At 56.6% G+C, this 25,313-nt stretch carries 22 protein-coding genes; 6 read left to right on the forward strand and 16 right to left on the reverse strand.

All coding sequences use genetic code 11. The features are described from left to right. Nucleotides 1–39: 39 nt before the first annotated feature. The 11 genes from ACR0JG_RS07360 to ACR0JG_RS07410 form a co-directional block, all read right to left on the reverse strand. The gene (locus ACR0JG_RS07360; RefSeq protein ID WP_480568621.1) at nt 40–1,884 is read right to left on the reverse strand and encodes a family 1 glycosylhydrolase; all 1,845 of its coding nucleotides are present in this window, start codon (nt 1,882–1,884) and stop codon (nt 40–42) included. A 67-nt stretch (nt 1,885–1,951) separates the two neighbouring features. Continuing rightward, nucleotides 1,952–3,865 (reverse strand): beta-galactosidase, encoded by a 1,914-nt coding sequence (locus ACR0JG_RS07365; protein ID WP_480568623.1) that lies wholly within the window; start codon nt 3,863–3,865, stop codon nt 1,952–1,954. Beyond that, nucleotides 3,862–4,722, reverse strand: coding sequence for an SMP-30/gluconolactonase/LRE family protein (locus ACR0JG_RS07370; protein WP_170511969.1), 861 nt, complete (start codon nt 4,720–4,722; stop codon nt 3,862–3,864). The genes ACR0JG_RS07365 and ACR0JG_RS07370 overlap by 4 nt, the downstream gene beginning before the upstream one ends. After that, entirely contained in the window at nt 4,719–5,324 is a 606-nt protein-coding gene (locus ACR0JG_RS07375) for a 2-dehydro-3-deoxy-6-phosphogalactonate aldolase (RefSeq protein ID WP_480568625.1), read from the reverse strand. The genes ACR0JG_RS07370 and ACR0JG_RS07375 overlap by 4 nt, the downstream gene beginning before the upstream one ends. Further along, nucleotides 5,321–6,214, reverse strand: a complete 894-nt coding sequence (locus ACR0JG_RS07380) for a 2-dehydro-3-deoxygalactonokinase (RefSeq protein ID WP_480568628.1) — start codon at nt 6,212–6,214, stop codon at nt 5,321–5,323. Before ACR0JG_RS07380 ends, ACR0JG_RS07375 begins: the two co-directional genes overlap by 4 nt. A 4-nt stretch (nt 6,215–6,218) precedes the next feature. Beyond that, on the reverse strand, nt 6,219–6,986 hold the full coding sequence (locus tag ACR0JG_RS07385) for an SDR family NAD(P)-dependent oxidoreductase (protein WP_480568630.1): 768 nt from the start codon (nt 6,984–6,986) through the stop codon (nt 6,219–6,221). Beyond that, nucleotides 6,986–8,695, reverse strand: a complete 1,710-nt coding sequence (locus ACR0JG_RS07390; RefSeq protein ID WP_480568632.1) for an IlvD/Edd family dehydratase — start codon at nt 8,693–8,695, stop codon at nt 6,986–6,988. The genes ACR0JG_RS07385 and ACR0JG_RS07390 overlap by 1 nt, the downstream gene beginning before the upstream one ends. A gap of 54 nt (nt 8,696–8,749) precedes the next feature. Continuing rightward, the gene (melA, locus tag ACR0JG_RS07395; protein WP_480568634.1) at nt 8,750–10,090 is read right to left on the reverse strand and encodes an alpha-galactosidase; all 1,341 of its coding nucleotides are present in this window, start codon (nt 10,088–10,090) and stop codon (nt 8,750–8,752) included. Nucleotides 10,091–10,112: 22 nt separating this feature from the next. Then, a complete protein-coding gene (locus ACR0JG_RS07400; RefSeq protein ID WP_170394442.1) occupies nt 10,113–10,961 on the reverse strand; it encodes a carbohydrate ABC transporter permease in 849 nt (282 codons plus the stop codon). Between the two features lies 1 nt (nt 10,962). Next, a complete protein-coding gene (locus ACR0JG_RS07405; protein ID WP_170394445.1) occupies nt 10,963–11,889 on the reverse strand; it encodes a carbohydrate ABC transporter permease in 927 nt (308 codons plus the stop codon). A 94-nt stretch (nt 11,890–11,983) separates the two neighbouring features. Next, nucleotides 11,984–13,243 (reverse strand): ABC transporter substrate-binding protein, encoded by a 1,260-nt coding sequence (locus ACR0JG_RS07410; RefSeq protein WP_170394448.1) that lies wholly within the window; start codon nt 13,241–13,243, stop codon nt 11,984–11,986. A 140-nt stretch (nt 13,244–13,383) separates the two neighbouring features. On the opposite strand from ACR0JG_RS07410, the gene ACR0JG_RS07415 reads away from it, so the two are divergent. The 3 genes from ACR0JG_RS07415 (at nt 13,384) to ACR0JG_RS07425 (ending at nt 16,319) form a co-directional block, all read left to right on the forward strand. Further along, a complete protein-coding gene (locus tag ACR0JG_RS07415) occupies nt 13,384–14,178 on the forward strand; it encodes an IclR family transcriptional regulator (RefSeq protein ID WP_170611666.1) in 795 nt (264 codons plus the stop codon). Further along, on the forward strand, nt 14,175–15,233 hold the full coding sequence (locus ACR0JG_RS07420; RefSeq protein ID WP_170732739.1) for a sn-glycerol-3-phosphate ABC transporter ATP-binding protein UgpC: 1,059 nt from the start codon (nt 14,175–14,177) through the stop codon (nt 15,231–15,233). The genes ACR0JG_RS07415 and ACR0JG_RS07420 overlap by 4 nt, the downstream gene beginning before the upstream one ends. 63 nt (nt 15,234–15,296) lie before the next feature. Continuing rightward, complete coding sequence (locus tag ACR0JG_RS07425; protein WP_480568638.1) at nt 15,297–16,319, forward strand: trans-3-hydroxy-L-proline dehydratase; 1,023 nt, start codon at nt 15,297–15,299, stop codon at nt 16,317–16,319. 37 nt (nt 16,320–16,356) lie between these two features. On the opposite strand, the gene ACR0JG_RS07430 is transcribed toward ACR0JG_RS07425, so the two are convergent. Continuing rightward, nucleotides 16,357–16,938 carry a YceI family protein gene (locus ACR0JG_RS07430; RefSeq protein ID WP_480568641.1) on the reverse strand — a complete coding sequence of 194 codons (582 nt, stop codon included), beginning with the start codon at nt 16,936–16,938 and terminating at the stop codon, nt 16,357–16,359. A 98-nt stretch (nt 16,939–17,036) separates the two neighbouring features. Between ACR0JG_RS07430 and ACR0JG_RS07435 the strand changes: the two genes are divergently transcribed. From ACR0JG_RS07435 to ACR0JG_RS07445, 3 genes are read left to right on the forward strand one after another with little or no spacing between them, the layout of a single operon-like run. Then, nucleotides 17,037–17,561, forward strand: a complete 525-nt coding sequence (locus tag ACR0JG_RS07435) for an RNA polymerase sigma factor (RefSeq protein WP_255612221.1) — start codon at nt 17,037–17,039, stop codon at nt 17,559–17,561. Beyond that, nucleotides 17,558–18,295 (forward strand): anti-sigma factor, encoded by a 738-nt coding sequence (locus ACR0JG_RS07440; RefSeq protein WP_480568644.1) that lies wholly within the window; start codon nt 17,558–17,560, stop codon nt 18,293–18,295. The genes ACR0JG_RS07435 and ACR0JG_RS07440 overlap by 4 nt, the downstream gene beginning before the upstream one ends. A gap of 59 nt (nt 18,296–18,354) precedes the next feature. Beyond that, on the forward strand, nt 18,355–19,434 hold the full coding sequence (locus ACR0JG_RS07445) for a helix-turn-helix domain-containing protein (RefSeq protein WP_480568647.1): 1,080 nt from the start codon (nt 18,355–18,357) through the stop codon (nt 19,432–19,434). A gap of 172 nt (nt 19,435–19,606) precedes the next feature. Here ACR0JG_RS07445 and ACR0JG_RS07450 read toward each other — a convergent pair whose 3' ends face one another. From ACR0JG_RS07450 to ACR0JG_RS07465, 4 genes are all read right to left on the reverse strand, one after another. Further along, nucleotides 19,607–20,683 (reverse strand): DUF2793 domain-containing protein, encoded by a 1,077-nt coding sequence (locus ACR0JG_RS07450; protein ID WP_480568649.1) that lies wholly within the window; start codon nt 20,681–20,683, stop codon nt 19,607–19,609. A gap of 180 nt (nt 20,684–20,863) precedes the next feature. Beyond that, the gene (locus ACR0JG_RS07455; protein WP_480568652.1) at nt 20,864–22,294 is read right to left on the reverse strand and encodes a mannose-1-phosphate guanylyltransferase/mannose-6-phosphate isomerase; all 1,431 of its coding nucleotides are present in this window, start codon (nt 22,292–22,294) and stop codon (nt 20,864–20,866) included. Nucleotides 22,295–22,371: 77 nt separating this feature from the next. Continuing rightward, nucleotides 22,372–23,265 carry a UTP--glucose-1-phosphate uridylyltransferase GalU gene (gene galU / locus ACR0JG_RS07460; RefSeq protein ID WP_170407796.1) on the reverse strand — a complete coding sequence of 298 codons (894 nt, stop codon included), beginning with the start codon at nt 23,263–23,265 and terminating at the stop codon, nt 22,372–22,374. A gap of 242 nt (nt 23,266–23,507) precedes the next feature. Then, nucleotides 23,508–25,313: an ABC transporter ATP-binding protein gene (locus ACR0JG_RS07465; RefSeq protein ID WP_170596175.1), complete on the reverse strand. Its 1,806-nt coding sequence runs from the start codon at nt 25,311–25,313 to the stop codon at nt 23,508–23,510.

The raw sequence follows: 25,313 nt of genomic DNA on the forward strand, positions 1-25,313 counted from the left end.
TCTGCTATCCCTCGGCCTGCTTGAAAATGCGCGGCCAAATTACCGTGCCAAGGCATTCTTACAGAAATTGTTAGCGCCAACAATGCCAAACTCATCCTGTTCTGACACATACAGGTTCATCGATTGCCGCAATTCATCGAACCGCCCACCCGCGTTGAAGGCACGCAGATAATCCTGACCAAACAGCCAGCGGTTCTTTTCGGCCACCCCGCCAACCAGAAACACACCTCCGGAGGGGATAAGAGCAACAGCAAGATCGCCCATTATGGCGCCCAGATGCTCGGTAAACATTCGCGCCGCTTTGACAGCGCAGGTATCCGAGCCGTCCTGCGCATCCTGCAGAATGTCTTTTGCCGAACGTACCACACCCTCGGGCAGACCCTCGGCCATCCCGATCGCCTGATAGAGGACCGGCAGCCCGGTTCCGCTCAGGAACATCTCGGCCTCGATGGTGAGCGTATCGTCAAAAAAGCACTCGGGTATGATCTGGCGCGCTGCGCTGAAAACTTCGACCTCGTCAAGATGGCGCGGGGACAATCCAACATGGCCGCCCTCGCCGGAAACGGTGTGAAAATGTCCTTCAGAGTAGAGCAGGGCGCCCACGCCCAGCCCGGTTCCCGGCCCAACAACTAGCCGTGTCCCCAATGGTGGAGCGGCTGAGCCCTGCAATACCTCAACATCATTCTCGGTAATCTCGGCGACTGACCATGCGGCAGCAGTGAAATCATTGATGACATAGGTATGGTGCGCGCCGGTCGCTCGGGCCAGAGCGTCTTCGGAAAGATCAAGATTGGCATTGGTCAGGCGAATGGTGCCGTCCTGAACCGGCCCCGCCCCGGCCGCGACCACAGCGCGCGGCTGAGTCCCGACCTCGTCGCATAAACTGTGTAATGCGTCTTGCAGGTCGCTTACGGAGCCGGTGGGGTGTTTGCGAAGATCGGTCAGCGCCCCCTCGGTTACGACGCCCAATCTTGTATTGGTGCCGCCGATATCGGCCACCAGATTCCAATGTGCGTGTAACCCTCCCTTGGGTCTAACCCATGGGGCCGGCTGGGCGTCACTTGTTTGGATTGTCTGCAACGCCTCGACGTCGGTCCCGGACTGAACGAAAATGCCGTGTACCAAGGTGTCGGATTCAAGCGCGTCATGCACGCGCGCCAGCGAATGCACCAAGTCATGACCCGCATCGGCGGCTACGGTCACGAATGAAGGCAGCGATTGCTCATGTGTTGTGCGCATGAGTATGTCTATGTCAGCGCCCTCTTTCACGACTACGCTGCACCAATCAATCGGCTCGGCGATGATGGAAAAATCATCCCGCCAATTTTCGGGAAAGTGGCGGGCCAATCGATCCAGCAAAGACTGCGGGTATTGCCCGTTGGTTATCGTATCAAGGATGAGCGGATCGACCTCTACACCCAGATTGGCCATCCCATAGCTCCGCATTTCCTGACGCGCCGCGCCCTGTGCAAGCAATTGATGGTGCAGGCTGCGGGCATTGGTGCGAGGGTCGCGTTCGATTCCGACGGACGGGTTCAAGGTAGAGATGTTGAATATCCGATCACCCATCCGAGCGACGATTACCTCAGAAAACGCTGCAAAATAGTCGGCCATTACTCGATTGCGCCACCCGCCGATATCCTCCAGCGCTGGGGGGATATCGTTGTGATCCAGCACGATGCATGGCCGAATGCTGTGTGCCAAAAGCTGATCAATCCGCTGCTCGCACTGATCCAATGCGCTTGCATCAGGAATGCGACCGTCTGGCATGATGTGCTGCCAACGAACTGTAAAGCGGTGCATGTCTAGCCCAGTTGCCGGTTCTGCAGGGGAAGCCGCACCAAACAGAAAGCCATTGGGAAAGTCAGAACGGGTATATTTCATTGTCGCAACCTGTTGGAGCCATGACCAGCGTCACGCCATCTAACAGGTTATGTTAGCGGTATCTAGATTAACGTTTATATGAACCGCGCGTCCTGAACAGGACATCACATCCTTCGATCTGCTGGCCGTCCCATGTCACTGAATGCGCATTATAGTTGATCAGCACTTCGTGCGACTGCGTCTCGCGCCGTCGCAGCCCTTCGGGCATCGGATGGAGCGCCAGACCCGTTTTCTGGGCTGCCATGGCTATGACGCGATCCCAAAGGGCCCCATCGGGGAACCCTGCTAGGTACCAAAGACCAGCACCGCCATGCAACGCCGCAGTGCCATCTGCGAAAGAGAGCAAATTTTGGGCAGAGCCTGACAAGCGCTCAACCCAATGTTCCGCACCACCACCCCCTTCGACAATACGGGTTGCGCCGGGTGGCAAAGTTTCGATCAGATCGACATGGCTGCTGAGGCCATCAAGACCTGGGCGCCCCGAATCAGGGATCTGAAAATCTGCGGTGATTGCCCCGCTGCGCGGTCCCAGAACAGCAAGATTACACCCTTGTATTAGCCTTTGTTCAAGATCGCCTAAGGCAGCCAGGCCCGGTGCTAGGATCAGATTATAGTGCTCCTTGCCGACCTCGTCCTGAGGCACGAAATCTACCGACAACCCAGCGCGCCGCAGCGCGCGGTAGGCAGAGAATACGAGCCGGAAATAATCGAACCCCGCGCCCTGAGGCTGCGTTGTCCAGGCCCAATCAGATGCATAATCGAAGACGATAGCAACCTGCGCATGGATAGGCTGAACCGTGTCTATCGCGGCCAGATCATCGGCGGTCTGACGCGCCTCTGCCAAACCGGGTGCTTCGTCGCCATGCGGGGTAAGTAGACCGGCATGCATCTGTTCCTGCCCAAATGGCGCTTGCCGCCAGCGGAAATAGCTGACCACTTCGGCCCCATGGGCCACCGCCTCAAGCGACCAGAGGCGCACCATGCCGGGTAGGGGTGCCGGGTTGTAGGGGGCCCAGTTCACTGGACCGGGTTGCTGTTCCATGACCCACCAACGGCCTCGACCGACGGCGCGGTATAGGTCGTGGTGAAAGGCCTGCATGTCCGGATCACCCTGCTGCAGAAATGCAGTCTTGTGCGGCTCGCCCACTTCCAACCGATCCGACAGGAAGCCAATCGGATAGCTGTCCCACGTCGCGATGTCCAAATCCCTGCCTACATCGAAATGATCGAATTCCAGCACGCGCCCCATGTAATTGTGCAGCAATGGTTGATCCGTTAGCGGCCGCAGCGCATCGACCTGGGCCTTGTTGAACGCCACCACCTGATCCGAACTGAACCTGCGAAACGCCAAGACGTGTGCCGGGTTGGGCTCGGTCACGGTCTGGTTCGGCAGCTCGATCTGATCGAAGCTGTTATATTCCATCGACCAGAACACATTCCCCCAGGCATCGTTCAACGCGTCGATCGAGTTGTATCGGTTCGCCAGCCAGCGGTGAAAAGCATACAACGCCGCAGCACTATAGCTGAGCGTCGTATCGTGACAGCCATATTCGTTATCGATTTGCCAAGCAGCGATATGCGGGTTGCGGCCATAGCGCTGACCCATGATCTTCGTGATCCGCTTGCATTCGTCGATATAGCCGGTGTGACTAAAGCAATAATGTCTGCGTGAGCCGAACTTGCGTAGATTGCCATCAGCATCCACAGCCAGCATGTCGGGATGCTTGTCCAGCATCCATCGCGGAGGTGTTGCCGTCGGGGTGCCCAGCACAATCTTCAGCCCTACCGCACCCAAGGTTTCAATCGCGCGATCCAACCAGTCGAATTGCAGGTCTCCAGCAGTGGGTTCCATTCGGCTCCAGGCGAATTCGCCGATCCTGACCCATTTCAAGCCAGTCTCGACCATGCGCGCGGCGTCCTGAGCCCAGTTTTCTTCGGGCCAGTGTTCAGGGTAATAGCAAACGCCAAGTTCCGGCTTCATAGTATAACTCTGTGTTCAGCTTGACCTTGCGCCACATTTGGCGCGGTGAGTGTCATGCCATTCGTCGGCGTTCTTACAAGAGTGTCCGCGTCCAGCCCTTGGCGGGCGGTGGTGCAGAACAGTGTAGTCAGGTCATCACCACCAAAACTCGGGCACGAAGTGTGTTTGGCATCGAAACCAACCGCTCTCAGGAATTGACCGCCGGGCGTATAGGCTGCAACCCGGCTGGCACCCCATTGGGCGATCCAGATGTTTCCGTCGTGATCAACCACGGCACCGTCCGGGTTCAGATCTTCGCTTTGCAGGTCAAGGAAGACCGCCGCTTTTCCTATGGGCCAGCCTGTCTGCGCGTCCAGTTCCCAACGCATGACCAGCTTGGTGGCGGTATCGCTGTAATAGGCGCAGGATCGGTCCGGCGCAAAGCAAATTGCATTTGAGATGGTGATATCTCGGACCAATGGCCGTAGCTCGCCATTCCAATAGCGATAGATCGAACCTGCGCCTACTTCTGCCTGTTTGCCCATGGTGCCAATCCAGAACCCGCCCCAAGGATCGGCGCGCCCATCATTGGATCGAGTCACCGGATTGTCGACCTCAAGCGGGGCGATCAAATCTTTGGCTCGACTCTCAAGCCCAAATCGCCACAGGCCGGTTTCCGACGCGATCAGCAAAGTGTCACGGTCTACCCATCCTGCGGCTGAGACATGTTCATCGAACGCCCAGCTATGCGCTTGTTCATTTTCTCGCGTCATCAATCGCTTGCCGATGATATCGAACCAGAAAAGCTGTTGCCGTTTAGGGTGCCACAATGGCCCCTCGCCCAATTCGCAGGGGCGGTCGTCATAGACCTGACTCATCCAACGGCCTCATCATAGGCAGCAACGATTTGCCGGGCACGGTTTGCTATATCTCCAACTGACATTCCGGGCTTATAGAGCGCAGATCCAATTCCGAAGCCGTCGGCGCTGGCCTCGATCCAGGCTCCAAAGTTCTCGGGGCCTGCACCGCCCACGGCAAAGACCTGAGCACCCGGCGGCAAAACAGGGCGCAGCGCAGCCAACCCTGCAAGACCGGCAAGCGAACCGGGGAAAAGTTTTAACCCTGTAGCCCCGGCCTGGAGCGCTGCGAAGGCTTCGGTCGGGGTGAACACACCCGGCCAGCTTTGCAGCCCAAGTGCGACAGAGCGTTGGATCACGGACACATCGCAATTTGGCGAAACGATCAGTTTGCCCCCGACATCGGCAACCGCGTCAACCTGATCGGGGGTTAATACAGTGCCCGCTCCGATAAGCGCGCGGTCCCCAATCTCCGAGGCGAGAACTCGGATACTTTCCAGCGGATCGGGAGAGTTCAGCGGAACCTCAATCCGGTCAATTCCCGCTTCCAGCAGGGCGTGACCGACGGGTATTGCCTCGTCAGGGGTCAGCCCACGTAGGATGGCGATGATGGGGCGGCTCATGCGGTTTGCCTCGTTAATGTTCGGGCCTGCGACAGGCCCGCAAGTGTTGCGATTGTGGCGTCTGCGGTTTCGACCATGGCACCTTGTTGCTGCAGGGCGGTCGCGTAGGCCTTGGTCAGACTTTCCGAGCCGATGATCGCCAATTGTTGGCCCAGCCAATAGGGCCGCGATGCGGCAAGCTCGGCGCCAATCAGGAACCCTGAAAGACGGGCGCGTGCAACGCTCTTGCTTTGACCGTGCAGCAAATCAGCGGCCCGTAGCCCGAATAGGCGCGCTGCCAGCTGCTCGGGTTTCGACAGCATGTCGGCAACCGCTTCGGTAAAACTCGCGTCGTCCCAGCCCTCGTCAATTGAATGCTGCAGAACGGATTGCCCGCGCAGCAGATCAAACAACTCGCCGGTCATGAAGGTTCGGAAACTGACCACCTCTCCGGCACTGATCTGGGCCCATTTTGTATGCGTGCCGGGTAGGCAAATCACACCGTCCCAATTCTGATGCGTGCAGAGGAACCCCGCGATCTGCGTCTCTTCCCCGCGCATCACATCGGGGGGGCTGTTCTGTCTCAGCCCAGGAACGACGAAGGCCCGAATACGCGGATCGGTGTTTGGAACGCGGAAGGGTACGACCGGAATAGGCTCGGATGGAACCGCAGAATACGGGGCCTCTACCCAACCCTGTCGTGCCCCAACCATTCCGCAGGCGATCACATCTACCGGTAGCCCGGGCAGCCAATCTTCGATCAAAGCCAGCAGGGCTGCCTGAAATCCTCCGACGGCTGTGCGGGACATACCATCTGACGACGCGGCCTGTGCCAAAACGCTATCACCTTGCATGGCCCATGCCCGCAGATGAGATGTTCCCCAGTCAACAGCGATCCACTCGACATTCATAGCGTCACCCCGTTCCTACCACGCCGCCGTCAACCACCATGCACTGCCCGGTCATTGCACGGCTTGCGCTTGAAGCCAGAAACAGGGTTGGTGCGATCATGTCTTCGGGCGTCAGATGCTCTTTCAGGCTCTGGCGATCCATATGCGCAGCCAGATCTTCGGGTGTGGCCCACATGTCCAGCTGTTTCTGTGTCAGAACCCATCCCGGTGCCAGCGCGTTGACGCGAATTTTATTTGGCCCAAGTTCACGCGCCAACGAGCGTGTCATGCCGGTGATTGCCGCATTTGAACTTGTATAGATTGGATAACCTGCGTTCCCCATCAGGTAACTGATCGAACTGAAATTGATGATCGAACCGCCTTTGTCCTTCATCTGTCGCGCGGCTTCCTGACAGGCAAAATAGTAGGCCTTTAGGTTGACTTCGATCATCCAGTCCCAGAACTCGGTTGTAGATTCTTCAAGTGAGTGCCGCTTGTCATTCGCGGCGTTGTTGACCAGCACTTTAATCGGGCCATGGGCTTCAGCTGCTTTGGCCATGGTGGCGTGCAACAGCTCGGTATCGGTCATGTCACCCTGCAAAAACAAGGGGGCGCGGCCGTGCTTGTCACGCATCTGTTCGACAAATTCACCGGCATCTGACCGACCGATAAAGGCAACTTTAGCCCCTTGGGCCATGAACCCGTCAGTCAACGCTGCACCAACGCCCGAACCGCCGCCGGTGATATAAACAGAGGCTCCGTTGAGGTCTTGAAATGTAGCAGGTTGATCCATCAGTGGCTCTCTCTCGTCACTAAGCGCGTGTCTTTGCCCACAAGGAAATCAAGGTCCGCGCCGCGATCAGCCTGCAACACGTGGTCGATATAAAGCTTCGCATACCCGCGCGAGTAATGCGGATCGTCCGGTTGCCACAGGGCGCGGCGGGCGTCCAGTTCCTTTTCGTCGACCAGCAGCTGCAGCTCGCCCTTGCTGGCGGACACGCGAATACGGTCACCGGTTTTGACCAGCGCCAACGTACCACCGGCCTGAGCCTCAGGGCTGACATGCAGGATAACTGTCCCGAATGCAGTACCAGACATACGCGCGTCCGAGATCCGGATCATGTCGCGTACGCCGTCTTTGACCAGCTTGGCCGGGATCGGCATGTTCCCAACCTCGGGCATCCCTGGATAGCCCTTGGGCCCACAACCTTTGAGGACCAGAATGGTCTCAGGTGTTACTGGTAAGTCGTCGCGGTCAATATTGGCTTTCAGATCTTCGATGCTCTCAAAAACGTATGCTTCGGCCTCGGTTTCCAGCAGTGCATCTGTGGCCGCCGAAGGCTTCACGATGGCACCGTTGGGCGCAAGATTGCCGCGCAGAACCCGCAGGCCTGCGGCGGGTTTTATCGGATCGTCAAATGGGCGGATGACGTCTGTGTTGAAACACTCAGCCCCTTCACAGTGGGCCGAGATGTCCTTGTTCAGAACTGTTCTTGCCGGGCGCAGGAAAGGTTTGAGTTTGCTCAGAACCACTGGCACACCGCCTGCATAACAGAAATCCTCCATCAGGTATTTGCCAGAAGGCATGCAATTGACCAGCAGGGGGATTTCCGATCCGATTTCAAAGTCTTTCAACGTCAGGTCGACACCCACGCGACCTGCAAGTGCCAACAGGTGGACCACTGCGTTTGTCGATCCTCCGACGGCTGCATTGGCGAGGATGGCATTCTCAAACGCCTCCCTGGTCAGGATATCTGATGGCTTGAGGTCCTCGTCCACCATCTCGACAATGCGCTTGCCGGTCAGATGCGCCAGTGCCATGCGGCGGGCATCAACGGCAGGCAGGGCGGCGTTGGTGGGCAGCGACATGCCCATCGCCTCAACCAATGAGGCCATGGTACTAGCGGTGCCCATAGTCATGCACACACCCGCGCTACGCGACATGCCTGATTCAGCGTTCATGAAATCCTGAAGTGTCATTTCTCCGGCACGAACAGCTTCGGAAAACTTCCAGACATCAGTGCCCGAGCCGATATCCTGACCCCGGTATTTGCCGTTCAGCATCGGGCCAGAGCTAACCACGATGGACGGCAAATCGACCGAGGCTGCACCCATCAGCTGCCCCGGGGTGGTCTTGTCGCATCCACCCAGCAGGACAACGCCGTCGATACCATAGGCGCGGATCGATTCCTCGACATCCATCGCCAGCAGGTTGCGAAACAGCATGGCGGTGGGTTTCATCTGGGTCTCGCCCAGCGACATAACGGGGAATTCCACTGGAAAGCCGCCCGCCTCCCACACGCCCCGTTTCACGCCTTCGGCTAGATCACGAAGGCCCGAATTGCAGGGCGTCAGTTCCGACCATGTGTTGCAGATGCCGATGATGGGGCGCCCGTCAAAAGCGTGATCCGGAAAGCCCTGGTTTTTCATCCAGGACCGGTGAATGAACCCGTCCTTATCGAGTTTTCCGTACCAATGCTGTGAACGGCGTTTCTTGGTCATTATTGGCTCTGTCTGTCTGGCGTTGGAATTGAGTGTTTTTTGAGAAGACGAAGATTAAGCTGCGCGGGCGGGGCGGCACCAATCTGGCAGCCAATCGCCATGGGCAGAAAGCAGATCGGTGACGAGGCCGCGAATTTGGCGCAGATCCAGCTCGGCCGCAGTATGGGGATCCATCATTGCGGCGTGATAGATGTATTCGGGGTTTTCTTCGGTCAGCGCGCGAACCGTTAGCTCTTGTACGTTGATCTGGGTCCGCATCAACGCGATCAGTTGTGGCGGGATATCCGTGACCACGGAAGGTTGGACGCCATTCGAGTCAACCAGACACGGCGTTTCAACCGCTGCACCTAGGGGTAATTGCGGAGTCTGACCCGTATTTGGCAGGTTACCGTAGGCTGTGTACGGCGTGTCTGTCACGATTGCGTTCATAAGGTCGGCGGCGAATTCATGGCTTCGGGTTACTTCGATGTTCCGACCATCTGTCAGGGTCTTGGCCTGTTCCTTCCAATTGGCCACCTGCTCGACACAGCGGGTCGGGTATTCGTCCAGCGGTATGCTGAACTGTTCGATCAGGTCATTGCGACCGTCTTTGATGAACCAAGGAACGTATTCTGCAAAATGCTCGGAACTTTCGGTGCAGAAGTATCCCAAATGGTCCATTACCTCATAGCGCACTTTGTTCGGACAGCGCGGCATGAGCAGCGGAGGCTTGGGCAAGTGCCCGGCGCGATAGCCCTGGCGCAGAGCGGGATAAAGATCGCGGCCCTCATGCTCAAGCTTTAGGAAGAACGCGACGTGGTTGATACCTGCGACTTTGTAGCGAATATCTGCCTTGGGCAGATCTAGATCATGCGCCAGTTCCTCGACCGTATTCTGGACAGAATGGCACAGACCCACATGCTTCAGCGCAGGGAAGCGCTCGGCCAGTGCCCAAGTGTTGATCGCCATCGGGTTTACGTATTGTAACAGCGTCGCATCAGGGCAGAGTTGCATCATGTCTTGCGCGACGCCCCACAGGACCGGCACGGTGCGCAAACCGCGCATGATGCCACCCACGCCCAGTGTATCAGCGATAGTTTGGCGCAGGCCGTACTGCTTTGGAATTTCGAAATCGGTCACCGTGCAAGGTTCATATCCGCCAACCTGAAAGGCCGTGATCACGAAATCAGCGCCATCCAGAGCGGAACGGCGATCCGTGTGGGTCGAGACCGTCGCGCCAGCGCCGACTGAGCGGATCATAGCCTTGGCCACGGCCTCACTTTCGGCCAAGCGTACCGGATCGATATCCATCAAAGCGAAGTGGCTGTCAGCCAGAGCAGGGGTGAGCAGGGCATCGCCCACGATATTCTGCATGAAGATCGTGGAACCCGCACCTACAAAGGTGATCTTTGTCATGAGGTAAACCTCTGGTTTGACGTTATTTTACGGCACCGAGGGTCAGGCCCGCGATGAAGTGTTTCTGCATCAGAAAAAACATGGCCACAGGCGGCAGGGCTGCCACGATAGAACCGGCACTCATCAATTGATAGGCGGCGCGGAATTGCGCGTTAAAGCTGGTTATCCCTGCCGTGACAGGTTGGCTTTCGGCCCCTTGGGTCAGCACAACGGCCCAGAAATAGTCGTTCCAGATGAAGGTGAAGATCAGCACGCTGAGTGCGGCAATCGCAGGCTTCATCAATGGCAGAACGACATACCAGAAGATCCGCCATTCGCTTATGCCTTCGACCCGTGCGGCCTCGATCAACTCGAAAGGCAGGGCGCGGATGAAGTTTCGCATGAAGAGCGTGCAGAACCCGGTCTGGAAGGCGATGTGGAATAGCACAAGCCCTGTTTTGGTGTTGTAAAGGCCCAACTCCAGCGTGAGATCGCGCACAGGGACCATCAGGATCTGGAAGGGTACGAAATTGCCCGCCACAAACATGAAGAAGATCCAGAGGTTCGATTTGAATTTGTAGATCCCCAGCGCGAAGCCTGTCATGCAACTGAGCGCAACGGCCCCGATTACCGTTGGTACGGTGATCAGGAACGAGTTCATCAAGTAACGTGGCATATCCGAATTGAAAAAGACCTGACCATAGTTGAACGCGCCCTCAAAACTGGACGGCATCCCCCAGTAATTCGCATTGGTGAAGTCTGCGGCTGGTTTGACCGAGAAAAGTGCGACCGCCAAAAGGGGCCCCAGCCATAGTAGCAGTGCCAGAGGCAACATCGCCTGATAAGTGATCTGTGCCGCACGGGGTTGTTTTTCGATCGGTTTGGGAAACATCTCAGTGCCCCCTTTCTTCGCGGTACATCGACCACAGGAAGTAGGCGATGAAGCAGAGCATAATCAGGAACAGGATCACAGCGATAGCTGCGCCATATCCCATGCGGAAGCCGTATTCGGACAGCGCGACCTCGAACATGTAGTAGGCCAGCACGCGGGACGAGCCAAAAGGACCGCCCTGTGTCATGATCGAGATCAGGTCAAAGCTGCGCAGCGCGCCGATGATTGTCACAACGAATGCGATGAAGGTTGCCGGGCGCAGCTGCGGCAGAATAATGTGCCACAGCATTCGCCCACCTTTTGCGCCGTCCAGACGCCCGGCTTCGATCTGTTCGGGGTCGACGGCGTTAAGGCCGGTGAGGTAGAGGATCATGCAATAGGCCGTTTGTGGCCATAGACCTGCGAAGATGATGCCGTAGGTTACGAAGCGCTCATCCCCCAGCACGTTCAGTGGACCGAGGCCAAAGAGGCTTAGGAATTCGTTTAGAAGGCCAAAGGTTGGGTCGTAGAACCATGTGAATACTAGCCCAACGACGACCTGAGAGATGACGAAGGGAAAGAAGAACAAAGACTTGTAGAGGCGGATGCCCCAGACCGTCTGGTTCAGGAACAGTGCAATAAACAAGCCTGCAGGGATTGCGGCCAGATACAGGATCAGCCAGATCAGGTTGTTCTTGAGCGAGATGTAGAAAGCGTCGCGGTCCACCCATTCCCAATACAGATCTTCATAGTTTCGAAAGCCGACATATTCAGCTGCACCTAAACCGTCCCATTCATAAAGAGACAGATTGAAAGACTGAAAGACCGGGATGATCACATAGACCATGAAGAACAACAGACCCGGAGCCAAAAACAGCCAGGGCGCGATGCGCTGTTGGTTTCTGTGGAACCAGCTTTCTTGCTCGGGGGCGTCAACGGCAGCGGTCATGGGCATCTCGGATCTGGTGGGTGAAGGCGGGCTGAAGCCCGCCCTACTATTGTGCAAGGTGTAGGCCGGGCTTCAGCCCGACCCTGGACAAGATTTAGTTGTCGTAGATGCGCTCGCGCGCACGTTCCAGCTTGGCCAGAATCTTGTCAGCGTTGTCCGGCTTGACCATGAATTCCTGGAAGCCTTCCATCGACACTTTTGCCATTTCCGCTGGTGCGTCGCGGTCCCAGAACTGTGCAACACCGCCGGGGCTGTTAGACGATAGCATGACAAAGCCCTGCTGCAGAAACTTGTCGTCGTCCACTGCGGATTGCGCGTTCACAGGCAACTGGCCGAGGTTTGCACCGTTGTTGATTTCGGTCTGTTCGTCCGCAGAGACTGCGAAACGCAGGAACTCACGCGCGGCTTCCTTGTTCGAGGCATTGGCCGGGATATGGAACGTATCGGTCGGCGCGTCTTCGGCCAGTTCAACATCGGGGTTGATGGCGACAAACTGATAGAAGTCCAACTGATCGTCGGTCAGGCCTGCTTCACGCAGCGGAGCCACAGCGAAGTTACCCATCAGATAGGCGGCGGCCTCTCCGTTGACCATAAAGGGCAGGGCTTCTTGCCAGCTATATGTCTGGTGGTTGTCAATGAATGCGCCCATGTCGATCAGCTGTTTCCAGTTGGCGAAGGTCTGCTTAACCCGGTCGTCTTCCCAGCTGATCTCGCCATTTGCGAGTTGATTGTGAAAGTCGAACCCGTTGGTGCGCATGTTCAGATAGTCAAACCAGCCACCTGCTGTCCACAGGAACTTGGTGCCGATGGTATAACAGGCGCGGCCGGAATCGACGATCTTCTGGCAGTTGGCCAGTTCTTCTTCCCAAGTGGTCGGCTCGGTCAGACCCAGCTCATCAAAGATGTCTTTGCGGTAATAAACGCCCCATTGATAGTAGGTGTACGGAACGCCCCACTGTTTGCCATCAATGGTCATCGCACCTTTGGTCGAGGCCAGATTGTCGGCGATTTCAGGTTCAGCCCACAGGTCCGAGACGTCTTCGAAAAGACCCGCTTCAACATAAGGCTTCATCCGGTTGGCTGCATACCAGGTGGCAACGTCTGGCGTGTCAGCCGTCAGGAAGTTGCGAATCTGGGTCTTGTAGGCCTCACGGTCGATCACGGTGGTTTCGATTTCCAGACCGGGATGTTCGGCCGCGAATCGCTCGATCATCGCTTCCATCGTCGCGCGCGGCGCCGGGTTGGACGTATCGAGGAAGATTCGCAGCTCGCCGGTCAGCTCTGCTGCGACGGGCGCAGCAAGTGCCACACTGGCAGCCAAAGCAGCCGCTGTGCGCTTGAACATGGAATGCATAGTTTCCTCCCTTAAGCTTCCATATTGGTCTCAAATATTGAAACCTTGTTTTATATATTGAAAACTACACATCGACTCGGCTACTCTTGTCAAGACCCTCGTGCCCAAAGCCGAGGGAAAGTGGAGGAGAACAGGCACCCGTGGCAGGTGACGGAACAATAGGAAAAGCATGTGACGTGCTGGAACAGGTCGCGGCCTTCGAACGCCCGGTGCGGTTCGGGGAATTGCTGGAATGCAGTGAATTTCCCAAGGCGACGCTATACCGTTTTCTGCAGTCGCTAACCAATCAGGGCATGCTGCACTACGAACCGGAACGGCAGACCTATTCGCCAGGTATGCGATTGGTGCGATTGGCGCATTCGGCATGGACGCATAGCTCATTAGCTCCAATAGCGCGGCCTTTCCTGGACGCTCTCAGCGCCGAGACAGGGGAGACCGTGCACTTGGCGCAACTTGATTCCGGGCAGGTGCTTTATGTGGATAAGCGCAACGCGCAACGACCAATTGAGATGTATTCCGAGGCCGGCAAGGTCGGCCCGGCCTATTGCACAGGCGTTGGCAAAGCGATGATGGCCTATTTGGACGAGGCACAGTTGGAAAAGACGATCTCGCAACAAAGCTTTCATCGGTTCACTGACAAGACCTTGGCCTCGGAAAAGGCATTGCGGGCTGATCTCGTTAAGATCCGCAGCCGCGGTTACGCAGTTGATGATGAAGAGCATGAGCCCGGCATCATCTGCATTGCCTGCCCGATTCTGACTAACGGGGGCCGCATGTTGGGGGCCCTATCGGTGACAGGATCGACTGGGCGAATGGATTTCGAGCAATTGCAATCTTGGGTGCCGCGCGTCCGGCGCGTCGCTGAACAGATCGGCACAGAAGCACAGGCGTGGCGGTTCCCCGAGGGCCAACAGAATAGGATGCAAGCAACATGACAGGTGTAACCCTGAAAGGCGCGATCAAACGGTATGGCCAGACGCAGGTCATTCACGGGATTGATCTGCAGATTGAAGATGGTGAGTTTTGCGTGTTCGTGGGCCCCTCGGGCTGCGGTAAGTCGACGCTGTTGAGGATGATCGCGGGTTTAGAAGAAACCTCGGACGGGGAAATCCATATCGGCGCACGTGAAGTCACGCATGTGGATCCGGCCAAACGCGGAGTGGCGATGGTTTTTCAAACCTATGCGCTCTATCCCCATATGACCGTGGCCGAGAACATGGGATTTGGTCTGCGGATGAACGGTGTTGCCAAGGCCGAGATCGATCAGAAAGTTCAGGAAGCGTCAAATATTCTGAAGCTCGACCAATATCTGAAACGCAAACCCAAAGCGTTGTCCGGCGGTCAGCGTCAGCGGGTCGCGATCGGGCGTGCCATTGTGCGCGGCCCCGAGGTGTTCCTGTTCGACGAACCGCTCTCGAATCTGGATGCAGAACTTCGCGTGGAAATGCGGGTTGAAATTGCGCGGCTTCATCAGGAAATCGGCGCGACGATGATCTACGTTACGCACGATCAGGTCGAGGCGATGACCATGGCCGACAAGATTGTGGTATTGCGCGACGGTCGGATTGAGCAAGTGGGAGCCCCTATGGACCTGTATCGCGACCCCGACAATAAGTTCGTGGCGGGTTTCATCGGGTCTCCTGCAATGAACTTCCTTGAGTGCGATATCGTGGACGGCATGGTGCGGCACCCTGCACTTACTGATGATGTCCCGGTCACCGAGAGCGTTCCCAAAGGAGCGACGAAAGTAACATTGGGTATTCGCCCCGAGCATATTCAGGTGGATCGAAACGGTGACACCTGCACAGTTGATCTGACCGAAGCGCTCGGTGGTGTTTCATATTCTTATCTGCTGACGCCAAATGGCGATAAGCTGATTGTGGAAGAACGGGAAGACCAACGCAGTACGACCGGTGACCGCATCGGGCTTTCGGTTCGTCCTGAGCGTGCGATGCTGTTTGATCCAGAGTCGGGTCAGCGGCTGCGATAAGGCTTGCCAGACCGGATCTGTTTTGCATGACTGCGCATTATCCATCGGCTTTCAGGAGGCTCAATGCGCAGTTCCAAAACCATCCATGTAATCTCGGCCCATGCTGAAGGCGAAGTGGGCGACGTTATCGTCGGCGGCGTCGCTCCGCCTCCGGGAGAGACGGTATGGGACCAAAGGACCTTTATCGCTGAAGACCAGACATTGCGGGATTTCATGCTGAATGAACCTCGCGGCGGTGTCTTTCGCCATGTGAATCTGTTGGTTCCACCAAAAAACCCCGAGGCCGATGCAGCGTTCATCATAATGGAACCGGAAGACACGCCACCGATGTCAGGCTCCAACTCGATTTGTGTCTCAACGGTTCTGTTGGACAGTGGCATTCTTCCGATGCACGAGCCTGAAACCCATCTGACATTGGAAGCCCCAGGAGGGTTGATCCGCGTCCGCGCCGAATGCCGCAATGGCAAGGCCGAACGTATCTTTGTGCATAATGTGCCAAGTTTCGTCGACAAGCTGGATGCTCGGATCGAGGTTGAGGGCATCGGGACGTTGCGCGTGGATACCGCGTTTGGTGGCGACAGTTTTGCAATTGTCGATGCCGCCGATTTGGGTTTCGAGCTTACCCCTGATGAAGGAGCTGATCTTGCAAGGACTGGCGCGCGTATCACCGATGCCGCCAATGAGCAGCTAGGCTTCGATCACCCCACTAAAGACTGGAGTCACATTTCGTTTTGCCAGATTGCAGACCCGCTCGATCGTCAGGGCGATATTCTCATCGGACGAAATACTGTCGCCATCAAACCGGGTAAGCTGGATCGTTCACCTTGTGGCACCGGTGCTTCAGCCCGGATGGCGGTTTTGCTGGCCAAGGGAGAAATGACGATGACCGATCGCTACCACGCGCGTTCAGTCATCAACAGTGAATTTCGCTGCGGTATCGTAGAGCGGCATGATCTGAACGGCCGCGTGGCGATCACCCCGGAAATCTCAGGGCGAGGCTGGATTACGGGTACGCACCAGCACATGCTCGACCCCGATGACCCATGGCCTGGCGGCTATCGCCTAAGCGACACTTGGGGGGCATAAGCCGGGGCCAAATTCGACCCCGTACTATTCTTTGGTTTCAACCTTTGAGACTGAACATCAATCGTGCGGTCACCGGTACGGTGCGGGTGATGCTGGGTAGTTGTGCCAACTCCATCAGCTTGTCTACGCCTGCCGAAACGCCCGCATCCTCGGTGCTGATGAACACCATGTCGTTGGTTGAAACCATGACGGCATCTTCGGCCACACGCAAGACAAACATATCGGTGTAGAATTCCACCTCGGTCCCCGCCAGAGCCAGCTTCGCATCCACCTCAATCGTATTACTGGCACCCACATCCAGCTTCGACACTTGGTCCATATCAATATTCGCGCTCAAGGTTGCGGTCGCGGCCTTGCGAAACACATACTCGATCATCCGTTCGTTACGGATGTCGATATTCGTTTCGACCGACGACAGATCGATATCGATACTAACCTTGCCATCTTCGCTGACATGACCCGAAAGGTTGGTGAAAGAATTGACCTCTCCAACATCATCGATCTTGACCGTTCCATAAGCCAGATGAGACGCATCCGGGTTTAGTGTCCAATCTGCAGCCAGACCCGGGCCTGCAATAATAGCCGACGCAATCGTGATTGTTTTGAACAGAAGTTTCATTTCTTTCCTCCAGGATCTATGACAGTTCTGACCAAGCGGGCCCGGTCCCATGTCAAAGCAAACACACACAGGTCGCGTTTTATTCGATGAGTGTTGAGATGAGCACCGAACAAGCCGTGCGCGGCGCAATCCAGACCCACTCGAAACGGGTCTGGCGGTTTGGGCTGGCTTTGTCGGGTGCGTCGGACGTTGCGGATGATCTGTTGCAGGCGACGGCATTGCGTGCGTTGGAGAAGCACCACCAGGTCACCTCGTATGAACGGCTGGACAGTTGGCTGATGACGATCTGCCGTTCAATCTGGCTGAACGAGATACGGGCGCGATCCGTAAGAAAGGCGCAGGCGCTTTCAGTCACGCCCGAGGCGGAATTAGTCGCGACAGGGCCTGATTCAGAAACGAATATTTTCGCCGCTCAGGTGTTTACTCAAGTGATGCAGCTGCCAGAGGCGCAACGTGAAACGGTGATGCTTGTGTTTGTCGAAGGCTACAGCTACCGCGAAGCTGCGGATATGCTGGACGTACCCATCGGCACAATCATGAGCCGGCTTTCCAATGCCCGGCAGAAACTGAAAACCGTTATGCAGCACGATGCGGCTGACACCGTGCAACGGAGTGGCAAATGAAGTTTTCCGACGAAACACTTCTGGCCTATCTGGAAGGTAGCCTCGATGAGGCCGAAGCCCGCGCCATCGAAGACGCGGTGGCCGAGGATTCTGCACTCGAACACCGTCTCATGGCGCTCGACCCATTTGCCCAGGTTGTGCAGCAGGCTTTTGAAGGCATTCCAACTGAGGCGCCTTCGATCGATCTGCCCATTCCGAGCGCTCAACAATCCAATGCCGGACCGCTCCGTTTGCTGACGGTCGCAGCCTCAGTTGCTGTTATTGCTGCGTCTGCAACATTCTGGGCCACGCGACCACCGGCATTGGGCTGGGCGGAGCAGGCTGCGATCTATCAATCGCTTTATTCACCTGACACGATTGCCGATCTGGACAATTCTCAGCAAACGCTGGACGCGCAGTTTGTTCAGGCCGAGGCTCAGTTGGGTCGTTCACTGAACCGGGACGTGTTGGAAACTCTGCCGGGCCTTGATCTGAAACGTGCTCAGGTACTGTCGTTCAAAGGTAAACCTTTGGTGCAGGTGGTCTTTGCTGACGCCCAGGGCAATCCGGTGGCGTTTTGTGTGATCCGGCAAGGCGCGGGAGCACCGGTCAAGGATGTGAACCTTGCGGTGCTCAGTGGTCTTGCGACAGCGACATGGGCGAATGATGGCTACGGCTATATGCTGTTGGGTGGAGATGCGCAAACAGACCTGAGTGGAGAACTAAGTGTTTTGACCGAGGCGTTCTCAGGCTGAGCGACAAGAATCCGCAAAACCACTTGTGAACCGCGGTAAATGCCCGAAGAATACCCGACATGAAGCCGAACCCTCAGATACCGGACCCGGATGATGAGGCCTTGGAAGAAGGGCCGCGCAGCATCTATGACGCCGATCCGCCGGAAGACGACGATTTGTGGTTCCTTCCGCCCAACGGCGAAGAAGACCCGGGAGAATTTCTGCCCTCTGTACCGAGACCGGACCAGCGTTTGCTGTTTGACCCAAGGGACTGGCGTGCGGCCCAATCCGAGTTATCGGCTGAACTTGCCGATCTGGCCGTCACATTTGGAGCTCTGGATGAACGTTTGCGCGCGGGTCCCAAGGGGTGGGGTCACCGTCTGGCCCTGATGGAGGTCTCGGATCTGGGCTGGTGGACGGGCGACCGGATCAGCGTCGACCGCCTTGCGCTTTGGACCGGTTTGCGGATCGGAGCAACCGGTGATGATGTGCAGGCTTTGTATCGGGCGGGATGGGCAGTGAGGCGGCTGTCGTCGGGTGCTGCGCCATCAGAGGGCGGCTGGGATGCGGGGCTGACCGCTTTTCTAGACCGTCAGGCCCAAGGTTTCGAAGATACACCCGAAGCAGTGATTGATCTGGCGGAAACCATGCGAAATGTCGCCGGTTTGCACCCGGTTACCCAGGCCGCCATCGGATTTCACGCGTGGCGCGCGTTGTCTCCTGGCATTGGACAAGATACCGAGGCCACGGTCATCGCGGCCCGCCATGCCGCCGCGATGGGTCGAGGTGGCGCATTGTTCATGCCGCTTTCTCTGTCGGGCCCAGGTGCATTGCGGGGGGCAGGATCGTTGGACGAGAAACTTTCGGCCTGGATTCAGGGGGCAGGCCAGGCCTCACTTGCGGCTTTGCTGCATTTGGACCGGATCAGCGCTTGGGAAGGGCGCGCCCGCGACGCCATTTCGGACTTAAGCGGTCGAACCCCACCCGTGCTGATTGATGCATTAACGGCTTGGCCGATGGTTTCCGCCCCGCTGGCCGAAGAACTGACCCATGCCTCGCGTGCAGCGGCACAGCGAAATCTGGACAAATTCAGCGATAGGGGGCTAATCCGCGAAGTAACCGGGCAGGGTCGATATCGCGTATGGACGGCGGCCTTGTAACTGGCCTTGATCTGCCGCTTTCACAAAGAGTGAAATGATAGGGTTGTTAGCTGGGTTCCTGGTATCGATCTTGGGTACAGGATAAGACAGATCTTTGCGTGTTGTCTGGATCGGTCAGAAACTAATTTGCAAGAACGATCACCGTCCGGGCGATGGCCCGAACGGTCTTTATTCAGTACCAACGTCCGACTGCGATCACTGTTGGCGCTATACTGGTAGCGTCCAAGGATGGAGCCATCACCTGATACGTCGCTTGAGTTTCTGAAGGTGCATCAAACCCCATAAATCGGCCAATACCGCCGCCGTTCCCGCTGAGAGCGGGAGAACTGCTGTCAGCAAAGGCAATAGGGAAATCCCAATTGGCGGTGCCGCTGGCGAACATACTACCAGTTGCGGTCGTGCAGGCCACAGCACTTAGAACGGCGGTGCAAATCTGGGTTCCGTCAGCAAAGCGCGTGTAGTCACCATTTGCATTGCTGCCCCTCTCGATCACCGCTCCGCTGGGTACGCCGCTGCTTTCGGATACGGTGCCCAGCACATTGCCCGGTCCGTACCCGTAATCTGCCCGCATCAGGCGACCCGAGGTGGTGTCATCGGCGCTGCTTTGCACAGCCGCTCCGCTGGCTGTTCCGGTTGTGGCGTCAAACCGCAAAGCATCGACCCAGCTTCCGCCATCCTGCGAGACCTTGATTGAAAAATTTGTATCGCCGGATAGGCCCATTTCGGCATGGCCGGTCCAGTTCGATTGAAACAGCAGCGAGGCAGTATCACCGGCACCAGCCTTGTTGATCTTGAGTTGGTGGCCAGCGCCCTCATGCGTCAACAAGGTGGCAGGGCTACGTACGGCCAGACGGTTTGTGCTGTCTGATCCGGTTGCGATGCCGATCCCGGAAAGGTTCTGTGTATTGACCGGCGGGTCGATCCACGCCGACCCGTCCCAGACTTTCAACAGCCCTGCATTTTGATCCCAAGCCCGCCAGCCCATGTCGGGCGTCAAGAAATGCCACCCGTTGTCCAACCAAGCCGCCAGTTTTCCATCCTGTCCGGACCATGCCGCGGTCGGAGACGTGCCCAATGCATAGGTTTCACCCTGATCAGGAGCAGCTGGTGGGATAGTCGCGTTAACGGACGCAACGCTTAGCTGCACCACCAGATCTAGCGCACGCAGCGCTTCGTTATGGGTCACATGTTTTTGGGCCTGCGCGGGTTGCAGATAGGGCAGATTTAGACGGGGAGAGTTCTGTGGCATGGGCATCCTCCTGTGGTGTCGGTCCGATGATGATTGCGCGCCACACTGCCGTGATGTGCGTAAATCCCGCCTGACCTAGCCGAACGCCCAGGTTTCGAATTTTTAAGATTTGGTCTCAGATATATGGAGACATCTGCCTTGCAGATGCCCCAAACTTGGATCAGTTCTTGAAATCAGATCTCAGTCACGCGCGTAGACATCTTCGTAGCGAATAATGTCATCTTCACCCAAATAGGTCCCGGTCTGCACCTCGATAAGAACCATTGGCACTTTGCCTGGGTTTACCATCCGGTGCACGGCCCCGAGCGGCACATAGACGGATTCATTCTCAGACACGAGCTGTACCTTGTCGTCAATAGTCACCTCGGCGGTGCCTTCCACGACAATCCAATGCTCGGACCGATGGTGATGCGATTGCAAGCTCAGCGAAGCGCCGGGATGGACGTGAATGCGTTTGACCTGAAACCGATCGCCGATGACGAGGCTTTCGAACCATCCCCAAGGGCGATGATCAACGGGCAATGCTTCCGCCTGCTTGGCGCCTTTTGCCTTCAATGCTGCGACGGCCTGCTTGACGTCTTGCGCCCGGTCCATGCTGGCGACCAAAACCGCGTCAGGCATAGCCACGGTGATTACGTTCTCTAACCCCATTGCAACAACTTCTTGCGCGGGCGATTCAGAACGCACCAGCACGTTGCGACAATCTATGGCGGTCACTTCGCCGGCAGTTGCAACGCCGTCCGTATCGGGGTTGCTCAGCTCTTGTACGGCAGACCAGCTGCCCACGTCTGACCACCCGGCGGCATAAGGGACAACGCTGAGATTGTCGGCCTTCTCCATAACCGCATAGTCGATAGAGATGTCCTGAACTGTCGCCCAGGCCTCGGGATCTAACCGCAGGAAGCCCAGATCACACTGTGCATGCTCAACCGCCTTCTGAACGGGCGCAATTAGATCATGTGCATGCTGGTCGAAAGCCTCAAGGATATCTCGGACCGCGAACAAAAAGATGCCCGAGTTCCAAAGATAACTCCCTTCAGCCACCATTGCCTTGGCGTTTTCAAGATCGGGTTTTTCAACGAACCGGTCAAGTTGCACAGAAGCGCCTGACGAGTCCGGTGCTTGGGCGAGCTTAAGGTAGCCATATCCGGTTTCGGGTCGGTCGGGTGTGATCCCAAACGTCACCAGATCTCCACGCTCGGCTATTGTGCGGACCCCTTCGGCGACGGCCGCATGAAAGGCCGCACTGTCTGGAATGACGTGATCCGACGCGGCCACCAGCATCATCGCGTCGGGGTCAGTGGATGAAAGGTGCAGGGCAGCGGCCAGCACTGCAGGTGCAGTATTGCGTCCTTCGGGTTCGATCAAGATCGGACCCGGATCGACTCCGATGGCCATTAATTGTTCAGGGACAACAAAGCGGAAAGCCTCGTTGGTCAGGATCAGAGGTTTGGCGTAAGGCGTGTCGGTCGGGCCTTTCAACCGCTCGGCACATTGCTGCAGCAGGCTGGTTTCACCAATCAGCGGAACAAACTGTTTGGGGTAGCTTTTACGCGACAACGGCCAAAGCCGAGTGCCGGATCCGCCACATAAAATTACAGGATAGACCATGCTCACGGTGCCTGCTCCTTCTGAACCTTTTAGCTTAAACTATTGAATTGAAATCGGAATAGCTGACACAACTAGGCCTACTGCGCGGCCCGATCAGAGGCCACGACTTCATGCAGATATTGGTTTAGGTCGTCGCGCAGATCATCGCGAGCCAATGCGAACGAGACCGTTGCCTGCAGAAAGCCAGCCTTTGAACCACAATCGAACCGCTGTCCGTCAAACTTGTAGCCAAAAACAGGAACACCATTGCCAATATCCTCAGCAATTGCGTCGGTCAGTTGGATTTCGCCGCCACTTCCCTTCTTTTTCTGGTTCAGATTGTACAGAACCGAAGGACCCAAGATGTAACGACCGATCACCGCTAGATTGGATGGCGCGTCCTCGGGTTTCGGTTTTTCAACCATTCCTTTGGCACGGACAACCGTTCCAACATTCTGGCCGGTATCCAGAATACCGTAGGAGCTGGTTTTTTCGTTGGGAACTTCCATCGCGGCGACCATGTTGCCGCCGGTTTCCTCATAGGCTTCGACCATCTGCTGTAGGCAGGGTTTGTCGGCGGCAATCACATCGTCGGGCAGCATCACGGCAAAGGGTTCATCCCCGATCAGTCGACGGGCGCACCAGACCGCATGCCCCAATCCCAAAGCCTTGTGTTGACGGATATAGGCAATTGCTCCGCTTTCCATATTGGTTGCGTTCAATACTTCAAGCAGTTCGTCTTTGCCCTTGGATTTGAGGTCCTGCTCCAGCACGAGATTGTGATCGAAATAGTCCTCAAGTGCTGACTTTCCGCGCGATGTCACGAAGATGAATTCAGTGATCCCGGCCGCACGCGCTTCGTCGATGGCATATTGGACCAGCGGACGATCAACCAATGTCATGATTTCCTTTGGCACCGACTTTGTCGCCGGAAGAAACCGAGTGCCCATTCCCGCTACGGGAAATATCGCCTTGGTGACTTTGCGTACCATATTACCTCACTAATTCTATATATTGCCGACGACTCTCGGTGATGCCGGAGCCCCCACATATAATCTAAAATCCTACCAATCAATCACACCCGGCTGGTCTGCTACGGGTTCGCTGGAATCTGCCATTAACTTAAGGGCAGAGTCAAAACGAAACACGACCGAAAGCTTGATCACCGAATCAATCCACTAATCACTTGTTCTATGAAGTTTAAAACGCGCCCCTTAGATCGGGGCGCGTAAGATTATGCATTGGCCATAATCGCCTCAAGCGGATCGTGTTCGGCGACGAAGTGATCCGGGGCAATCTCACTGAGTTGAGGTACATAGTCGGTCTCACCCATAGACAATCTGCTGGGCAAAAAGCGCAAAGCTGCTTTCGGATCCATGGGAGAAGGTAATTCTCCCGGTAGTTTAAGCCTTTGGCGGCTGCGCTCGACATCCGGATCAGGGATCGGAACCGCCGAGATCAGGGACTGGGTGTAAGGGTGTTTCGGCTCGGAACAGATCACTTCACCATCGCCCAATTCAACGATGCGACCCAGATACAGAACCATGATCCGGTTCGAAACCGCACGTACCACAGACAAATCATGGCTGATGAAGATCATCGACAGGCCGAACTCTTGTTGCAATTCACGCAACAATCCTACGATTTGGGCTTGAATGGATACATCCAGCGCCGAGACCGCCTCGTCACAGATAATCAGCTTTGGTTTGTTGATCATGGCACGCGCGATTCCAACACGCTGGTTTTGCCCCCCGGATAGTTCGTGCGGATATCGGTTGATCATGTTGGCCTTCAAGCCAACACGCTCCATCATCTCGGCGACCAACTCTTTGCGTTCCCGCTCGGTCAGATCCGGGCGATAGGTTTTCAGCGGTTCCGCGATCGAGGCCGAGATCGTCATCCGTGGATCAAGGCTCGCCAGCGGGTCCTGAAACACGATCTGCAGGTCCTTGCGGTACTTGTTCAACTCGGCCCGTTTCAGCCCGACGATCGGATGCCCCAGCCAGCTGACATTACCCGCGCTGGGTTCGATCAGTTGCAGCACAGCCCGGGCCAGCGTGGATTTGCCACAGCCGGATTCTCCAACAACACCCAGGGTCTCGCCCTTTCGAATGTCGAAACTCACGCCATCTACGGCTTTCAGCGGCACCTTATGTCCAAAAAGACCGCCCGAGACATGGATCGGGAAATGCACCTTGACGTCATCCACTTTCAGTAACGGTTCTTCCGTCTGCGTAAGAGCTTTCGGAGCATCGCCCGCATCAATTCGCGGCATAGCCTCAAGTAGCGTTCGGGTATAATCATGCTGAGGAGAACGAAAGACTTCGCGCGTGTCACCGGCCTCGACAAACTCACCCATACGCATGACTTGAATATTGTCGCACATGCGCGCAACAACGCCCATGTCATGGGTGATCAGAGCTATGGCCGTACCTTCATCCTTTTGCAACCGTACCATCAGGTCCAGAATGTCGGCCTGAACGGTCACATCCAACGCGGTTGTGGGCTCATCCGCAATCAGCAACTTGGGATTGCACAGCATCGACATGGCGATCATCACGCGCTGGCGCATGCCGCCAGACAATTCATGTGGATATTGATCCAGCCGCCGTTTCGCTTCGGGGATGCGAACGCGATTCAGCCAGTCAAGGCAACGTTGGCGGGCAGCCGAGCCCTGCAAACCTTCGTGAACCTGTAGCACTTCGCGCATCTGCTGGCCGACCCGCAGATGTGGGGTCAGCGCGGTCAGCGGATCCTGAAAGATCATGCCGACGTCTGAGCCACGAATCTTGTTGATTTTGTTCACAGGTAGATTCAGGATTTCCTGACCATTCAGCAAAGCAGAGCCAGACGCATGGCCAGCGGAGGGCAACAGCCCCATCGCTGCCATGAACGTCTGGCTTTTGCCCGAGCCACTTTCTCCGACGATGCCCAGACATTCGCCGGGATTGATGTCGAAACTGATGCCCTTTACAGCTTCAACCACGCCGTCGGGTGTATCAAATCGGACGCTCAGGTCCTTAACGGAAAACAGACTCAT

This window comes from Ruegeria sp. AD5 (genome assembly GCF_056542345.1).

Coding starts and splice junctions, on each gene's coding strand:
- ACR0JG_RS07360 (WP_480568621.1), bottom strand. CDS start 1,884: ATGAAATATACCCGTTCTGACTTTCCCAATGGCTTTCTGTTTGGTGCG.
- ACR0JG_RS07365 (WP_480568623.1), bottom strand. CDS start 3,865: ATGAAGCCGGAACTTGGCGTTTGCTATTACCCTGAACACTGGCCCGAA.
- ACR0JG_RS07405 (WP_170394445.1), bottom strand. CDS start 11,889: ATGACCGCTGCCGTTGACGCCCCCGAGCAAGAAAGCTGGTTCCACAGA.
- ACR0JG_RS07380 (WP_480568628.1), bottom strand. CDS start 6,214: ATGAATGTCGAGTGGATCGCTGTTGACTGGGGAACATCTCATCTGCGG.
- ACR0JG_RS07465 (WP_170596175.1), bottom strand. CDS start 25,313: ATGAGTCTGTTTTCCGTTAAGGACCTGAGCGTCCGATTTGATACACCC.
- ACR0JG_RS07440 (WP_480568644.1), top strand. CDS start 17,558: ATGAAGTTTTCCGACGAAACACTTCTGGCCTATCTGGAAGGTAGCCTC.
- ACR0JG_RS07420 (WP_170732739.1), top strand. CDS start 14,175: ATGACAGGTGTAACCCTGAAAGGCGCGATCAAACGGTATGGCCAGACG.
- ACR0JG_RS07410 (WP_170394448.1), bottom strand. CDS start 13,243: ATGCATTCCATGTTCAAGCGCACAGCGGCTGCTTTGGCTGCCAGTGTG.
- ACR0JG_RS07370 (WP_170511969.1), bottom strand. CDS start 4,722: ATGAGTCAGGTCTATGACGACCGCCCCTGCGAATTGGGCGAGGGGCCA.
- ACR0JG_RS07425 (WP_480568638.1), top strand. CDS start 15,297: ATGCGCAGTTCCAAAACCATCCATGTAATCTCGGCCCATGCTGAAGGC.
- ACR0JG_RS07430 (WP_480568641.1), bottom strand. CDS start 16,938: ATGAAACTTCTGTTCAAAACAATCACGATTGCGTCGGCTATTATTGCA.
- ACR0JG_RS07390 (WP_480568632.1), bottom strand. CDS start 8,695: ATGACCAAGAAACGCCGTTCACAGCATTGGTACGGAAAACTCGATAAG.
- ACR0JG_RS07435 (WP_255612221.1), top strand. CDS start 17,037: ATGAGCACCGAACAAGCCGTGCGCGGCGCAATCCAGACCCACTCGAAA.
- ACR0JG_RS07375 (WP_480568625.1), bottom strand. CDS start 5,324: ATGAGCCGCCCCATCATCGCCATCCTACGTGGGCTGACCCCTGACGAG.
- galU (WP_170407796.1), bottom strand. CDS start 23,265: ATGGTACGCAAAGTCACCAAGGCGATATTTCCCGTAGCGGGAATGGGC.
- ACR0JG_RS07450 (WP_480568649.1), bottom strand. CDS start 20,683: ATGCCACAGAACTCTCCCCGTCTAAATCTGCCCTATCTGCAACCCGCG.
- ACR0JG_RS07385 (WP_480568630.1), bottom strand. CDS start 6,986: ATGGATCAACCTGCTACATTTCAAGACCTCAACGGAGCCTCTGTTTAT.
- melA (WP_480568634.1), bottom strand. CDS start 10,090: ATGACAAAGATCACCTTTGTAGGTGCGGGTTCCACGATCTTCATGCAG.
- ACR0JG_RS07455 (WP_480568652.1), bottom strand. CDS start 22,294: ATGGTCTATCCTGTAATTTTATGTGGCGGATCCGGCACTCGGCTTTGG.
- ACR0JG_RS07400 (WP_170394442.1), bottom strand. CDS start 10,961: ATGTTTCCCAAACCGATCGAAAAACAACCCCGTGCGGCACAGATCACT.
- ACR0JG_RS07445 (WP_480568647.1), top strand. CDS start 18,355: ATGAAGCCGAACCCTCAGATACCGGACCCGGATGATGAGGCCTTGGAA.